This window comes from Niabella insulisoli, assembly GCF_039652435.2.
Taxonomy (GTDB): domain Bacteria; phylum Bacteroidota; class Bacteroidia; order Chitinophagales; family Chitinophagaceae; genus Niabella; species Niabella insulamsoli.
The window spans coordinates 4,170,327-4,185,339 of the sequence record NZ_CP190246.1 but is presented as its reverse complement, the minus strand read 5'-3'; the positions used below and the strand labels follow the sequence as shown (position 1 = coordinate 4,185,339).

General features: G+C 46.4%; 13 protein-coding genes. 7 read left to right on the top strand and 6 right to left on the bottom strand.

Annotation, left to right across the window (positions count from 1 at the left end; all coding sequences use genetic code 11):
- Positions 1-34: 34 nt before the first annotated feature.
- Together ABDK00_RS17800 and ABDK00_RS17795 are read right to left on the bottom strand one after the other, a co-directional pair.
- Positions 35-1,177, bottom strand: coding sequence for a FecR family protein (locus tag ABDK00_RS17800; protein WP_346235978.1), 1,143 nt, complete (start codon positions 1,175-1,177; stop codon positions 35-37).
- Positions 1,178-1,243: 66 nt separating this feature from the next.
- A complete protein-coding gene (locus tag ABDK00_RS17795) occupies positions 1,244-1,828 on the bottom strand; it encodes an RNA polymerase sigma-70 factor (protein ID WP_346235979.1) in 585 nt (194 codons plus the stop codon).
- Positions 1,829-2,097: 269 nt separating this feature from the next.
- Between ABDK00_RS17795 and ABDK00_RS17790 the strand changes: the two genes are divergently transcribed.
- Entirely contained in the window at positions 2,098-2,967 is an 870-nt protein-coding gene (locus tag ABDK00_RS17790; protein ID WP_346235980.1) for a pirin family protein, read from the top strand.
- Positions 2,968-3,084: 117 nt separating this feature from the next.
- The gene (locus ABDK00_RS17785; protein WP_346235981.1) at positions 3,085-3,759 is read left to right on the top strand and encodes a hypothetical protein; all 675 of its coding nucleotides are present in this window, start codon (positions 3,085-3,087) and stop codon (positions 3,757-3,759) included.
- Positions 3,760-3,764: 5 nt separating this feature from the next.
- Here ABDK00_RS17785 and ABDK00_RS17780 read toward each other — a convergent pair whose 3' ends face one another.
- From ABDK00_RS17780 to ABDK00_RS17765, 4 genes are all read right to left on the bottom strand, one after another.
- A complete protein-coding gene (locus ABDK00_RS17780; RefSeq protein WP_346235982.1) occupies positions 3,765-5,351 on the bottom strand; it encodes a D-aminoacylase in 1,587 nt (528 codons plus the stop codon).
- A 19-nt stretch (positions 5,352-5,370) separates the two neighbouring features.
- The gene (locus tag ABDK00_RS17775; protein WP_346235983.1) at positions 5,371-6,159 is read right to left on the bottom strand and encodes a hypothetical protein; all 789 of its coding nucleotides are present in this window, start codon (positions 6,157-6,159) and stop codon (positions 5,371-5,373) included.
- A gap of 94 nt (positions 6,160-6,253) precedes the next feature.
- Positions 6,254-6,823, bottom strand: a complete 570-nt coding sequence (locus ABDK00_RS17770; protein ID WP_346235984.1) for a phosphoribosylglycinamide formyltransferase — start codon at positions 6,821-6,823, stop codon at positions 6,254-6,256.
- A gap of 25 nt (positions 6,824-6,848) precedes the next feature.
- A complete protein-coding gene (locus tag ABDK00_RS17765; RefSeq protein WP_346235985.1) occupies positions 6,849-7,280 on the bottom strand; it encodes a hypothetical protein in 432 nt (143 codons plus the stop codon).
- A gap of 280 nt (positions 7,281-7,560) precedes the next feature.
- Here ABDK00_RS17765 and ABDK00_RS17760 point away from each other — a divergent pair, with 280 nt between their 5' ends.
- The 5 genes from ABDK00_RS17760 to ABDK00_RS17740 all read left to right on the top strand — a co-directional run bounded on the left by ABDK00_RS17760 (position 7,561) and on the right by ABDK00_RS17740 (position 15,007).
- Positions 7,561-8,787 carry a c-type cytochrome gene (locus tag ABDK00_RS17760; RefSeq protein ID WP_346235986.1) on the top strand — a complete coding sequence of 409 codons (1,227 nt, stop codon included), beginning with the start codon at positions 7,561-7,563 and terminating at the stop codon, positions 8,785-8,787.
- 64 nt (positions 8,788-8,851) lie between these two features.
- On the top strand, positions 8,852-12,100 hold the full coding sequence (locus tag ABDK00_RS17755) for a TAT-variant-translocated molybdopterin oxidoreductase (protein WP_346235987.1): 3,249 nt from the start codon (positions 8,852-8,854) through the stop codon (positions 12,098-12,100).
- Positions 12,101-12,175: 75 nt separating this feature from the next.
- Complete coding sequence (gene nrfD / locus ABDK00_RS17750) at positions 12,176-13,624, top strand: NrfD/PsrC family molybdoenzyme membrane anchor subunit (RefSeq protein ID WP_346235988.1); 1,449 nt, start codon at positions 12,176-12,178, stop codon at positions 13,622-13,624.
- Positions 13,625-13,705: 81 nt separating this feature from the next.
- Positions 13,706-14,293, top strand: a complete 588-nt coding sequence (locus ABDK00_RS17745) for a DUF3341 domain-containing protein (RefSeq protein WP_346235989.1) — start codon at positions 13,706-13,708, stop codon at positions 14,291-14,293.
- A gap of 84 nt (positions 14,294-14,377) precedes the next feature.
- Positions 14,378-15,007: a cytochrome c gene (locus ABDK00_RS17740; RefSeq protein ID WP_346235990.1), complete on the top strand. Its 630-nt coding sequence runs from the start codon at positions 14,378-14,380 to the stop codon at positions 15,005-15,007.
- The last annotated feature ends 6 nt before the right edge of the window (positions 15,008-15,013 follow it).

Genomic DNA, 15,013 nt, shown 5'->3' with positions numbered 1-15,013 from the left:
AACTGCGGTGCGAACGCATTTACAAAAACTATGTTTAGAAGATAATCTTGTTATCGGCTAATTTTACGTTTACGCCGGCGGCCTGCAATAAACCAATGGTTTCGTTGAGGCTGCTTTGGCGATTAAAAATTCCGGAAAAAGTGGCGTTGGCGCTGGCTGTGTCCGTAACCAGCAGGTCCACATTATACCAGCGGCTCAGCGTGTTGCCAATTTCAGCGATTCGTTCGTTATTGAAGATAAAAGTCTCCGTGTTCCAGGAAACGGCGGCGTCAATATCCGGCGCGTCCGAAACATCCAGACTCGACCCTATTTTTGCATGTTGGCCTGGTTTGAGTATTTTAAAAACCTTGGGGTTCCCGTTTGATATGCTTACCCTGCCTTTCAAAAGTGTCACTTCTACTTCTTTGTTTTCTTCGTAAGCTTTTACATTGAAGACCGTTCCCAGCACTTTTATGGCTGCTGTTCCTTTTTGCACAATAAAGGGCTGATTATTGCGATGAGCAATGTCGAAAAGCGCTTCTCCGGAAAGTGTGACTTTTCTTTCTGCACCGGTAAACGCCACGGGATAAGAAATTTTGCTGCCGCTGTTGAGTGCAATTTTGGAGCCATCGCTCAACTGGATATTGACAATCCTGCTTCCGGCCGGGTTCTCGAGGGTGTGCACCTGCTCAGAGGCGGCCCCTTCGCCATATAGGATACTTCCGTCTTTACGGCGCCTGATTTCAGCGCCTTCAACGTGGGTGGCCCCCTCCGGTGAAATTTCACTGACAGCTATTTTTTTTCCGTTAGAGAGTGTTATAAAAGCGATGATTTCCGAAGGCGCTTTAATTTCTGTTTTGGCTAATTCCTGCGGCTCTGTGTTTCGTGAGAAATGATAGCCCGATACGGCAATCAGCACAACGGCCGCTACCGCCGCTGCCACAGTGGCTATTCTTCTAAAAGAGTAAACTTTGGGCCGCTTCGACTCCGCCAGTATTGTATCGAGCATACTGTTTATCTTATCGTCTGATAAAGAATGTTGCGGCAAAATATCGTCATAAAGCTCGTCAATCCTTGACTGTATAATAAACTGGTTGTCCGGATTCGACAGCATTTCCATCAACTCGTTTCTTTGCGCGTCGGTGATGGTTTGGCTTAAATACAAACCAAAAAGGTATTCAAATCTTTGAATGCTCATAAAAAAAGTGGCTTTAGCAAAGCAATGCTTACTCTTTTAGACAATTGGAAAAGAAAAAGGAGGGGGTCAGAAAAATAAAATTGCTGAAATTAATATGGCCAGCTGGGTTTCGAGGCTCAGTTTCATGGATTTTTGGGCCAGTTTGAGGTATTCTTTTACCGTGTGTGGTGAAATACAAAGTTCGTCGGCGATTTCGTTGATTTTTTTACCCGACTGTTTTTTTAAGCGAAAAACTTTCTGTTGTTGCGGAGGAAGTTGTCCGATGGCAGCTTCTATCTGGCTTTCAAATTCTTTAAAAGCGACCAACTCGTGGGGTGAGGCCTCGGTTTTTTCTTCGATATGCGAAAGCTTTGACAGCGCGAGTTTTTCGGTGGCCGTTTTTTTCAGATGATTATAACAAGTGTTTCGGGTAACTGTACGCAGCCAGGAATTGAAGAAATCAATGGAAGCGAGCTCTTTGCGATGTTCCCAAACTTTGATGAAAACCTCCTGGACGATTTCTTCTGCAATTAGTTGTGATTTAGTGAGATATAATGCCAGCGTGTATATCTTTCCCTGAAACTTTCGAAACAGCGATGCGAAAGCGGCGGTGTCCCCTTCAGCGACCCTCGACAGCACAATGGCTTCCGTATCAATAGTTGTATTACGCAATTTGGTTTAAATTAAGCAAGCAATATCACAATCAGCACAAAGATAGCAAAATCTACCTATCTCTTGTTAACTTCGTTTGGGGTTCGAAATCGAATCTCATGGGTTAAACATTAATTTTTGATGGTTTTGTTTCCCAAATTTTTCAGGGGGCGGTGCGAACGCCTCCTGTTTTTTTCGCGGCTTAACCTATCTTAATTTTTTCGCTTAACCTTCCTTATTTCAACAGCAGGCTTTCTGTTATAGATTTGCCTCAAAAGGAGCTTATAAAAATGAAAAAAATCGTAGAAACCATCGTTAAAAAACCGAATCAGCCAGGCATGGTAGGTGACGGTTTCAGGGTGTATAATTATATTCCCAGAGGCGGCATTACCCAACATCGGATCAGTCCGTTTTTAATGCTTGATTTTGCCGCAGCATTCAACTTTTCACCAACAGATAAGCCACGCGGTGTAGACGTGCATCCGCATAAAGGCTTCGAAACGGTAACCATTGCCTATAAAGGCAGCGTCGCTCATAAAGACAGCGCCGGAAACAGCGGCATCATCAACCCCGGAGACGTACAGTGGATGACAGCAGGCGCAGGCGTGTTGCACAAAGAATACCACGAAGAAGAATTTGCAAAAAAAGGCGGCTTTTTTGAAATGGTTCAATTGTGGGTGAATCTGCCCAAAAAAGATAAATCTGTAGCACCACACTACCAGGCGCTGACTAAAGATAATATCACTAAGGTGGCATTGCCCGAAAATGGTGGTGAAGTCAATATCATCGCCGGAAATTTCAACGGCAATGCCGGCGCGGCCGCTACTTACACCGATGTAAATCTTTTTGACATCCGGCTGAACGCAGGCGGCAAAGTAGCCACCGCCGTTCCCGCTACGCATAACACCGCTGCGTTAGTGATCGAAGGCAGTGTAAATATTAACGGCACAGAGGCGGGTGAACACAGTTTTGTGCTTTTCAAAAATGAAGGGGAGGAAATCGCGATTTCAGCTTCTAACGACTCGGTAATACTGTTGTTGAGCGGCGAACCCATTGATGAGCCGATCGCCAGCTACGGGCCATTTGTAATGAACACGCAGGCGGAAATTTACGAAGCGGTAAAAGAGTTTCAGGAAGGGAAATATGGAGTGCTGAACTAAAAACCGCACAATTCTCATCATCTAAAGGTTACTCTTGTTGCCATCAGGCGACAGGAGTAACCTTTTTTAGCGATTGTGGGGTTGGCCGGGTCTGGCTAATTTGCAAGAAAATATAATATGATGAGAATTCTATGCTTTCTGCTTCTATCTATCGCAACGGCCAACCTGCTTGAGGCGCAGTGTAATTATTTTTTTCTGCAAAAAAATAAAACGGTCACTATGGCCATGTACGACCGCAAAGGTAATAACGACGGTAAATATGTTTATAGTGTTTCTGATGTTACAAAAGCCAATGGCAAAACGACCGCTTCCGTCAAGTCAGAAGCTTTTGACAAAAAAGGAAAATCGTTGGGCGGCGGCGTTGGAACCATGCAGTGCGAAAACGGCAGCCTGATGATCGACATGAAAGTTATGATGAACCCGCAGCAAATGGAGCAGTTCAAAAATGCAAAACTACAGAGCAAAGGCGCCTATATGGAATACCCGTCCTCGCTTAGCGCCGGCCAGCAGCTCAGCGATGCTAATTTTAGTATGGACATGGTCCTGGAGTCGGGCATGGAGGCCAATATGAGCATTGATATCACCAACAGAAAGGTCGCCGCCAAAGAAAAGATCACAACGCCCGCCGGCAGTTGGGACGCCTATAAAATTACCTACGACGCAAAAACCGTCATTACCATGGGAATTGGGATACCAATAAAAATGCAAATGACTGAATGGTTTGTCCCCGATTTTGGCGTGGTAAAAAGCAGTTCAAAGTGGGGGTCGCAGGAGCTGATTTCGATAGAATAAAAATTTTACAAAGCGCGTCCGGGCCCATACAATGCCCTGCCGGCGCGGGTGCCGTTATGACGGCTTTGGTTGACGGTTAATTTTCCATTTACTACGACATAATGAAACCCTTTCGAATAAGCGTGGGGCTGCTTATAGGTGGCGCGGTCTTCCACCTCGGCTTCATCAAAAATCACAATATCAGCAGCCATGCCCTGTTTTAACAGGCCTCTGTCGTGAAGCTGGAATTTTTGCGCCGGAAGTGAGGTCATCCGGCGAATGGCTTCTTCCAGTGAGATGACTTTTTCCTGCCGCACATATTTGCCGAGTACGCGCGCATTGGTGCCGTAGCCGCGCGGATGCGGCACGCCCTGGTTAAAAATGCGGATGGACGCATCGCTGGCGAACATATTGAAAGGATATTGCATGATATATTTCACATCTTCGTCGCCCATTCCGTGAAAAACTGCGCTGGCGCCGCCATTCATCATAATATCAATGATGGTAAGCGCCTCTTCCCGGGCTTTATGCCGGCGGCCCTTCATCAGGTTAATTTCTTCAATGCTTTTACCATTATAAGCGCTGTCGGGGCGATAGCTGGCCACCACCGCGTAGCTGAAATGTTTTAGCTTTCTTTTTTTAAGCCGGGCTAGCATTTTTTCGACTACCTGTTTTTTGATGACCGGATCGCTCAGGCGGGCAACAATGCTGTCCTGGCCGTCCGCCAGGATTTCATCGGGCAACAAAGTGCTGATCGAAGTGCTGCTGGCCGTGTAAGGGTATTGATCGATCGTAATATCCAAACCTTCCGACCTCGCTTTTTTTACCATGCCGATTGTTTCTTTGCTACGGCCCCAGTTTTGCTGGCCGCTTAGCTTGAAATGCGATAGCTCCACCGGAATATTGGCCTGCCGCGCGATGGTGATAGCTTCGTTGATCGCCGCCGCTACTTCGTCGCCTTCATCCCGCATATGCGACACATAAACGCCGTTATATTTGGAGGCGACGCGCGCCAACTCCACGATTTCCGGCGTTTCGGAATAGGTGCCGGGAATATAAATTAGTCCTGTGGAAAGACCCACCGCCCCGTTTTTCATAGCTTGCGCTACCAAATCCTGCATGCGCGTAAGTTCTGCAGCCGTGGGTTTGCGATTGGCGCGCCCCATTACGGCTTTGCGAATATCATTATGGCCTATAAGAGAAGCAACGTTTACAGATAGTTTTAAGGAATCGATCCAAACCAGGTATTTGCCGATATCCACGTTCGAAGCGCCGCAATTGCCGGCTATAACAGTAGTGACTCCGTCATAGATAAAATTATCAGCCGTTGGGTTTTTGGCTTCGTCGCCTTCGATATGTGTGTGTACATCAATAAAGCCGGGCGCTACGATTAATCCTTTCGCGTTAATATGTTGCGAAGCCCGGTACTTGAGGTTTCTTCCGATCGCGGCGATTCTCCCCTTGTTAACGGCAATATCTCCATAATACCAATTGTTGCCGCTGCCGTCGATAATTTTCCCGTTTTGGATCAGGAGGTCGCAGCTGGGCTGTGCGTAGCAAAAAAAAGAAATGGCACATAGTGGCAGAAAGATAGCAGGCTTTAAATAACGCATCCTGCAATTTACATAATTATCAGTTTGGAGATGGGGAACCAAAGCGGCGGTAAATTACCGCATCGTCGCTGGTGGCGCCTTCGAGCCAAAGCGGGCTGGGCATCAAGCCGCTTTTAAAGCGTTCGTATGAGTCTTTTATGTATTTATGAAATGTATAATCGTTGGCGGTAGAAGTAAACAAAAACGAAGGCTGGTATAAGATAATGAACTGGCTGATAGCGCTGTCGCTGTCGGCCTGGGTAATACGGCGGATAAGCGCCTTGCTAAACCGGTTCCGGATAAAGGCTTCCTGTTCTTCCGAGATCAAACGGTTTTGAAAAGCAGCCATGCGTTTATTCTTTCTAAACTGAAAGGATTCGATAATAGAAGTCAGATCAAAGCCCACCGTTCCGTCGCTGAGCGAGCTCACTTTTAAGCCCGGCTTTTCATAATTGAACACTTTAGCGTAATCCTTCCGGTTTTGGATCGAGTCGCGTTTATAATCACGCACCCTTGCTTTCACATCGGGCAAAATTTCAATAAAAGTTTGCAGGGAAATATTAAAAGCATAAGGCGTTTTGATGCTGCTCACCCGAAATTTCCGGGTAGGCTTATTCAGATAGCTGAACCAGATAGAGTCTGCCTCGCCTGCGCGGATGCTATAATTGCCGTTGGCGTCGGTGGTCGTTCCGGAGCCATTGGTCGCCAAAACCGACACGGCCTGAATCGGATAAGTGCCCGAGCTATCGAAAACAGTGCCCCGAATCGTCGTTTGTGCCTGAAGCCCCGTTACGAACGTAATAAATAATATGAAAAAAGATAGTTTCAAATGAATAGTCAGGACGGCAAAGCAACCAAAGAAAATGCAAATGCTTTGATAAAGTTGCTTTTAAATGAGGCGGAGGCCTCGATGGGCGAAAAAGCTATTTTCCCGTTAACAGCTGCTCGATAACCCTTGGAAAATGTTCATGTTCGAGTTGATGCACTTTCTCAGCCAGCTGATCGGGCGTGTCGCCGGGCGCGATATCGCAGGTCGCCTGGAAAATCACATCACCGTGGTCGTAATGCTCGTCCACATAATGAATTGTAATGCCGCTAACAGCGTCTTTGGCGGCGATCACTGCCTCGTGCACAAAAGCGCCATACATACCTTTGCCGCCGTATTTTGGCAGCAGCGCCGGATGAATATTGATAATGCCCCGCGGGAAAGCGTCGATAAGCGGCTGTGGTATTTTCCATAAAAAACCGGCCAGAATTACAAAATCTATCCCTTTTTCCTTTAAAAATTGGGCATACCCGTCTTTTTTATATTGGTCCCTTTCGATGAGCGCGGTTTCTATTTCAGCTGCTGCGGCAATATCTAAGACGCCCGCGTGGGGCTTGTTGCAAACCACCAGGGCTACTGCAGCTACCGGGCTATTTTTAAAATGCTCGATGATTTTTTTCGCATTGCTTCCGGCACCGCTGGCGAAAATGGCTAATTTTTGCTTCATAATGAGTTGCAAAGATCGGGGGCCGCTATTTAATTTTCCGTCTCCGGAACAATTTATTAAAGAGACTCCCGAGATATTTTTTGAAAAAGGCATATTGGCCCAGGGGTACACTCACCAGCAACACCATGAAAGGCCAAATGAGCGTAACACATATTATATATAATACCGAATAAACGAGCCGATTGCCGGGCGCCCATTGCGACATCAGCCACCTGCCGGCATAACCGCTCAGGCTGCCACCGACGGCGAAGGTGAAAAGAATAAGGGTTAGTTGCAGCGGGCCGACTCCCCATTTTTGTTTTAGTTTTTTAAACATGGAGTAGTTGCAAATTAAGACTTGGCCGCCAAAGAAAACCCATGCTGTTGCAAAGTTTTTGGAAAGCGACCGTATTCGAATCATAATTTCCGCGTCATTGCGCGGCCCTGAAGCCGAAGAAATATGACTATAATTTGACATAAGACCGGAGATATTCACATCAAATCGGGCCATCTGCCAATGACTTTTTAATGACAAACAAATTTTGAAGTTTAAAAAAAAGGGCGAAAAATCGGCTGAAATGCAGTCTGGTAGCGGATTTAAAAAATTTTCAAATTGTTGCTGTAATGTTAACGGCGCGCCTTATTTTTGCAGTCGTTCAGAGGTTTTTATCCACATTTTAGATTTTATGCGTTTTATGAACAATCATAAGTATTTATTGAACCAACTAACCTTACTTATAATAGCGCTGCTTGTTTCTATGTCCCCGATTTTTGCGCAGGATGCCAATGTTAACGAAGGGAAAACTTTGTTTGTAGGCAAATGTCAAAGCTGTCACGCTCCCGATATGAAGTCGAACAGCACCGGTCCTGCCCTGGGAGGCGTTACAGGACGTTGGGAGGACGCCGGGAAATTGCATGAGTGGATAAGAAACAACCAGAAATTGATTGCATCGGGCTATCCAAAAGCAGTTGAAGTGTCAAAAATTTCGTCGACTGCGATGTCGACCTTCCCAGATTTGACAGACGAACAAATAAATTCAGTTCTTGCATACATTGAAGCAAAAGCTTCCGGTGCGTTAGATAAAGATAAAGGTAATGCGGGCGCTGCAGGAGGTGCAGGGGCTGAAGCTTCCAGCCAGAACAATATCATGTACGGCGTAGTGTCGTTGATTTTGGCTTTAGTAGCGCTAGTGCTTATCTATGTAAATTTCAACCTGCAAAAGGCAGCCCGCGACGCAGAAAAAGTAAAAGCGGCGCCTTCTTTACCGGTTTATCGGAATAAAACTTACCTGGCGATCGCCGCCATCGTATTATTTATTGTAGGCGGATATTTCACTACCAAGGGAATGATCAACGTTAACCGCCAGATTCATTACGAGCCTGAGCAGCCGATTTTCTATTCTCATAAAGTACATGCTGGTATCAATCAAATCAATTGTTTGTATTGTCATGGCAATGCCTGGGAAAGTAAAACCGCCGCGATCCCTTCTGTGAACGTTTGTATGAACTGTCACAAAACCATCCAAAAATATAACGGGCCTGAATTGAAGAATAAAGAAGGCCATGTGGTGGACGGAACAAAAGAAATTCAAAAATTGTACGATTATGCCGGCTTCGACCCGGCCAACCCGGATGCCTGGGATGCTTCGAAAGCCAAACCTATCGAATGGGTTAAAATTCACAACCTGCCTGATCACGTATACTTCAACCACAGCCAACACATCAGAGTTGGAAACGTGCAATGTCAAACCTGCCATGGAGAAATTACCGGTATGGATGAAGTATACCAGTTTTCTGAGTTGAGCATGGGCTGGTGTGTAAACTGTCACCGCAACACCAAAGTGAACTTTAATGTTGACTCTACCGGGGGCAATCAGTACTACAGTATTTATGAAAAGTTCCATAATGACATCAAATCGGGCAAGATGGACAGCGTAACGGTAAAAGATATCGGCGGTCTGGAGTGTCAAAAATGTCACTATTAATAAAAGAGTTAGCTGTATAAAAACAGCAGATAGCACATTATAGAATTAGCACATTATAAACAATATGAGTAACAAGTACTGGCAAGGTTTTGGAGAAATAAATGACCCTGAAAATTTTCAGAAGAAAGTAAGCGACGAGTTTCGCGAAGAGCTTCCTTTTGAAGATTTTGACAGCAAGGGTTTATTAGACGCAAAAGCGCCGCGCAGGGACTTTTTAAAGTATGTTGGTTTCAGCACTGCCGCTGCCACACTGGCCGCGAGCTGTAAAACGAAAGTGCGTGAAGCCATTCCTTATGCGGTTAAACCGGAAAACATTATTCCGGGAGATGCAAAATACTACGCCACCACTTTTGTTCAGGATGGAGATGTTGTGCCGGTGTTGGCCAGAACAAGAGATGGCCGCCCCATTTTGATCGAGGGCAACAACCTTTCTTTCGTAAAAGGATGTACAACCCCCCGGATTCAGGCCTCAGTACTTGATTTGTATGATAAATACAGAATTACACATCCAAAACATAAAACAGGAAATAAATTAGAAGAAATACCCACGTTTGAAGCGCTTGATAAAGCCGTTGTGGATCAGATAAGAAGCGCAGGCGGACAAGTGGTGTTACTTTCTTCTACCATCAATTCGCCTTCGGCTTTACAGGCTATTGCGGATTTCAAAGCGGCTTACCCCAACTTCAAGCACGTTCAATACGATGCAGTTTCCTACACGGGAATGCTATTGGCCAACGAAGCGAGCTTTGGGAAAAGAGCCATCCCCAACTATAAATTTGGCAACGCCAAAAAAGTTGTAGTAAGCATTGGCGCTGATTTTCTTAGCTCATGGTTGAGCCCGGTTGAGTTTCAACATGGCTATGCGTTGAACAGGAAGATCAATGAAGCCAACCCGCAAATGAGCAAACACTACCAGTTTGAGAGCTTCTTAAGCATGACCGGGGCTAACGCTGATGAAAGATTTATCCATCGCGAATCGGAAACCGGCATGGTAGTGACAGCGTTGGCTGCGGCTGTTGGCGTGGCTGGTGTTGCAGCGCCTGCTTTTTCAAATGCAAAACTGAAAGCGGGAATTGATAAAGTAGCGAAAGACTTATTAAATCATAAAGGAGAAAGCCTGGTAGTAGCGGGAAGCAACGATGTTAATATCCAGCTGGTGGTAAACGCCATCAATGCAGCCATCGGAGCTTACGGAACTACGATTGACTGGTCTGCTCCGGTAAATTACCGTCAGGGTATTGACAAAGATTTTGCTGACCTGCTTGCCGAAATGGAAGGCGGAGCGATTGGCACTTTGATGATCTATGGCGCCAACCCGGTGTATACCTGGCCACAACAGGACAGGGTGAAAAAAGCTTTACCAAAAGTAAAACTCAAAATTTCTTTCAACGAAAAGCTGGATGAAACTTCCGAGTTCTGTGACTACCTGGTGCCTACGCATCACTATTTAGAAAGCTGGGGCGATGGAGAAGCTTTTGCGGGAAGCATCGGCTTTATGCAGCCAACGATTTCCCCTCTTTTTAAAACAAGGCAATGGCAGGAAAGCCTGCTTCAGTGGGCTGGCAAAAACGAAGATTTTGCTGAATATTTCAGGAATTTCTGGATGGGACGCCTCGGCGGGGAAATGGCTTATTTGAAAGCGTTGCAAGACGGTGTTTCGACGACCGCCGGCGAAGCGGCTGTATCAGGCGGAGCCTACTCCTCCAATGCGTTAGCGACTGCGGTTGCCGCGATCGCTGCTGCCCCCAAATCATCGAAAAAGGAAATCGTTCTATATCAAAGCAATGCGTTAGGCGCAGGAACACATCCCGCCAACCCGTGGTTGCATGAGTTGCCTGATCCGATCACGAAGATCACCTGGGATAACTATGCGATTATTTCCATGGCCCTGGCAGATGAACTTAAAATTGATTATAAAAGCAACGATTACGAATACTATCCTAAAAAGCCTGTTGTTGATATCAAGGTAAAAGGTGTCAGCTATAAACTGCCGATCATCGTGGTGCCGGGAATGGATCCCAACACGATAGCCGTGGCATTGGGTTATGGCCGCACGCACACTTTGGGAGCAAGCTATGTGGACGAAGCGAGGGAAGATAAGAAAGTGGGTCTGGATGTTTATCCGCTGTCTTCTTTCAACGGCACCGGCGTTGTTCATTATGCCGTGGATGCGGAAGTGAGCAACACCGGCGATATGTACAAGCTGGCTCAAACTCAAATTCACAATAGCTATGAAGGCCGCGTGGAAGTGGTGAGAGAAACCACTATGGCGACCTTCCTGCAGGATAAAACACAGTATAAAGATTACGCTGACAAACTTTATAAAACTTACACGGGAAAAGAAAACGCGACGCGCGACGACTTTGTTAAAGCCGGTACGATGTATCGCGAGCATGAAGCAGAAGCTATCAAATGGGGCATGAGCATCGATATGAATGCGTGCTTCGGTTGCGGCGCCTGCGTTATTGCCTGTCATGCTGAAAACAATGTTCCCATTGTTGGTAAAAATGAGGTGATGCGTTATCACGATATGCACTGGCTGCGTATCGACCGCTACTACGTTTCAGACGAAAAAGATCCGAACGAGCTGAAAGGCGTGATCTTCCAGCCGATGATGTGTCAGCACTGTGACAACGCACCTTGCGAAAATGTTTGCCCGGTAGCCGCTACCAATCATAGCAACGAAGGGTTGAACCAAATGGCTTATAACCGTTGCATCGGTACCAGGTATTGCGCGAACAACTGTCCTTATAAAGTGCGTCGTTTTAACTGGTTAGATTATACCGGAGCAGATAGTTTCCCTGACAACCAGGATCAAACCGTGGTGGGTAAATTAGACCCGGCGGTGTTCCATATGAACGATTCCTTAACAAGAATGGTGTTAAACCCTGATGTTACCGTTCGTTCGAGAGGTGTAATGGAAAAATGCTCGATGTGTGTGCAGCGTTTACAGGCGGCCAAGCTGGATGCCAAGAAAGAAGGAGTGCCGATGAAAGACAGGCATATCAAACTGGCTTGTTCTTCTGCATGTGCGGCGGATGCGATCGTATTCGGAAATGTAAAAGATCCTGAAAGTGCGATTACCAAAGAGCGTGAGAACAACCCGTTGCGTACATTCTATGTATTGGAGCAGTTACACGTGTTGCCGAATGTAAATTACCTGGCGAAGATCAGAAACACAGATGAGATCATTTCCACTGGCGATCATCACGGGGGTGGCGAAGGTCATGGAAGCGAAGGCGGCCATGAAGCGCCGGGCGCACACGGGGCAGAAAAGCATGAAGCGGCTCCGGCAGCGGAAGCGCATCATTAAGCAATTAGTAGAAACAAAAAGTAATGTAAATAGGGCTTGAGCGAATAGCTTACAGCTTAAAGCATATAAATAACTATGTCATTAATCAGATACGAATCGCAGGCCAGGGCGCCATTGGTAGAAGGAAATAAAACCTACCACGATGTTACGGAAGATATATGTCGTCCGGTGGAGGCAAAACCCAGCAAACTCTGGTGGGTAGGCTTTATCATTTCATTGGGCCTGTTAGGATTTGGTGTAGTATCCATTTACATGGATGTGGTGTATGGTACCGGCCAGTGGAACCTTAATAAAACTGTGGGTTGGGGTTGGGATATCACCAACTTCGTTTGGTGGGTAGGTATCGGTCACGCCGGTACGCTGATCTCCGCGATCTTATTATTATTCCGCCAGGGCTGGCGCACTGGTGTAAACCGTGCAGCAGAGGCGATGACCATTTTTGCGGTAATGTGCGCGGGCCAGTTCCCGATCTGGCACATGGGCCGTGTGTGGAATGCATTCTTCGTAATGCCTTATCCCAATACCCGCGGGCCGCTATGGGTGAACTTCAACTCGCCCCTGCTTTGGGACGTGTTTGCGATTTCGACTTATTTTACAGTATCGCTTTTATTCTGGTATTCGGGGCTTTTACCCGACCTGGCTACTCTGCGTGACCGCGCCAAACTAAAATGGCGGAAATTTTTCTACGGCCTGGCTTCTTTCGGCTGGACAGGTAGCACCAAGCACTGGCAAAGGCACGAAGCATTATCGCTCGTACTAGCGGGGCTTTCTACGCCGCTCGTACTTTCGGTACACACGATCGTATCATTTGACTTCGCTACTTCGGTAATCCCCGGTTGGCACACCACCATCTTCCCTCCCTACTTCGTTGCGGGTGCGGTATTTAGTGGTTTTGCAATGGTGCAAACGCTCTTGCTGATTACCCGGAAAGTGCTTGCGCTGGAAGAATATATTACGATGGAGCATATCGACGTTATGAATAAGGTGATCGTGTTGACCGGTTCGATCGTGGGTATTGCCTATTTAACAGAGCTGTTTATTTCCTGGTATAGCGCCGCGCCTTACGAGTGGTTCGCGTTTAAAGAAAACAGGGTAAACCTGAACAGCCCTTACGGATGGAGCTACTGGCTGATGATGGGTTGTAATGTATTATCTCCGCAGATATTTTGGTTCCGTAAAATGAGACGCAATATCCTGGTTACTTTCTTTATGAGTATCCTGGTAAATATTGGTATGTGGTTCGAGCGTTTTGTGATCATCGTAACTTCTATTTATCGCGATTATCTGCCCAGCTCGTGGAGTACGTATTACACGCCTACTATTTGGGAGATCGGGTTTTACATGGGTACTTTTGGATTGTTTTTCACCTGCTACTTCCTGTTCTCGAAATTCTTCCCGGTAATCGCAATTGCCGAGATCAAGCATATCCTTAAAAAGAATGGCGACAGCTATAAAGCGGGTTATGACAAAGAAGAGCAACAGACTTATGCGGCGTTTGAACATGATCAAAACCATCATCATTAAAAACCGGCGAAACAGTTATTAAGTTGAAAAGATGATAAGGGCAGCGGGAAGCCAAAAGCCTGAATCTGTAACAAAAAATATATGAACGTTAAGAAATTTGTTGTAGGTAATTTTTACGAAGAAACGGTTTTGTTTCCGGCGGTAACAAAAGTGCGTCGTGCGGGATACAAAATTCATGATGTGTACACGCCTTTTCCAATCCATGGTTTGGATAAAGTAATGGGATTAAAAGACACCGACCTGCACATCGCCGGGTTTATCTACGGTATTACCGGTACGTCAACGGCAATCGGGTTTATCACTTTCATGCTTACGTATGACTGGCCTATCAACTTTGGCGGTAAACCTTATTTTTCCCTGCCTGCGTGGATTCCCATCATGTTTGAGTTAACCGTATTGTTTTCTGCTGTGGGCATGGTGCTTACTTTCTGCTGGTTGTGCCAGCTGGCGCCTTTTGTAAAGAAGGACCACTTCAACCTGCGCAGCACGGATGACACATTTACGATGGCGATCGAGTGTACCGACAAAACAAATGAAGCCGAAGCGCTGGCTTTTCTTCAAAGCGTGGGTGCGCAGGATGTAGAAATTCAGCACAGGGAAGCAGACTGGTGGATTGGACGCTACGACCGGGAAACGGTTCGTTTCGGAAAGAAAACACCCCAGGTGTAAATGGAAAGGCCGATACGCAGTAGCGAAACTGCCTTTATAAGAGATTAAGAATAATAAAATAGAATCAAGCATCGAATATCAAATATGAACAAGAAATTATACATAGCAGTTCTGTTTCTGGGCGCGGTGGCTGCGGGTTGTGGCGCAGGTAAAGATCCTGGCATTGCCTATATGCCGGATATGTTCTACAGCCGGGCGTATGAAACCTACGCTTCTACCGCTGCGTTGAAAGATTCGGGTGTGCATTATGACAGGTTACCGGTGGCTGGAACTGTTTCGAGAGAGGATGATCTGGCTTTTCACTTCGATCTTAAACACGACTCGACCGGATACGCTTTATCAGCCAATCTTAAAAACCCGCTGGATAGTGCGGCCGCTACCATCAACATGAAAGAAGCAGAACGCCTGTATTTGATTAATTGTGCTATTTGTCATGGCGATAAGCTTGATGGAAATGGCCCCTTGTTCAAAGGAGGCGATGGTCCTTACTCTGCGGCGCCTAAAAACTTCATGGATGCGGAAATGATCGCGATGGCGCCGGGTACCATGTTCTATTCGGTGACCTACGGTAAAGGACAAATGGGCAGCTATGCTTCTCAGCTTTCGCCGCGGCAGCGTTGGGAAGTGATCACTTATATCAAGTCAAAACAGCAGCAGAAAGCAGCTCCGGCAGCAGCGGCACCAGCCGACAGTTCAACAGCAGCGACGAATTAATTATAG

Coding starts and splice junctions, on each gene's coding strand:
- ABDK00_RS17740 (WP_346235990.1), top strand. CDS start 14,378: ATGAACAAGAAATTATACATAGCAGTTCTGTTTCTGGGCGCGGTGGCT.
- ABDK00_RS17800 (WP_346235978.1), bottom strand. CDS start 1,177: ATGAGCATTCAAAGATTTGAATACCTTTTTGGTTTGTATTTAAGCCAA.
- ABDK00_RS17745 (WP_346235989.1), top strand. CDS start 13,706: ATGAACGTTAAGAAATTTGTTGTAGGTAATTTTTACGAAGAAACGGTT.
- nrfD (WP_346235988.1), top strand. CDS start 12,176: ATGTCATTAATCAGATACGAATCGCAGGCCAGGGCGCCATTGGTAGAA.
- ABDK00_RS17760 (WP_346235986.1), top strand. CDS start 7,561: ATGTCCCCGATTTTTGCGCAGGATGCCAATGTTAACGAAGGGAAAACT.
- ABDK00_RS17790 (WP_346235980.1), top strand. CDS start 2,098: ATGAAAAAAATCGTAGAAACCATCGTTAAAAAACCGAATCAGCCAGGC.
- ABDK00_RS17780 (WP_346235982.1), bottom strand. CDS start 5,351: ATGCGTTATTTAAAGCCTGCTATCTTTCTGCCACTATGTGCCATTTCT.
- ABDK00_RS17785 (WP_346235981.1), top strand. CDS start 3,085: ATGATGAGAATTCTATGCTTTCTGCTTCTATCTATCGCAACGGCCAAC.
- ABDK00_RS17770 (WP_346235984.1), bottom strand. CDS start 6,823: ATGAAGCAAAAATTAGCCATTTTCGCCAGCGGTGCCGGAAGCAATGCG.
- ABDK00_RS17755 (WP_346235987.1), top strand. CDS start 8,852: ATGAGTAACAAGTACTGGCAAGGTTTTGGAGAAATAAATGACCCTGAA.
- ABDK00_RS17765 (WP_346235985.1), bottom strand. CDS start 7,280: ATGTCAAATTATAGTCATATTTCTTCGGCTTCAGGGCCGCGCAATGAC.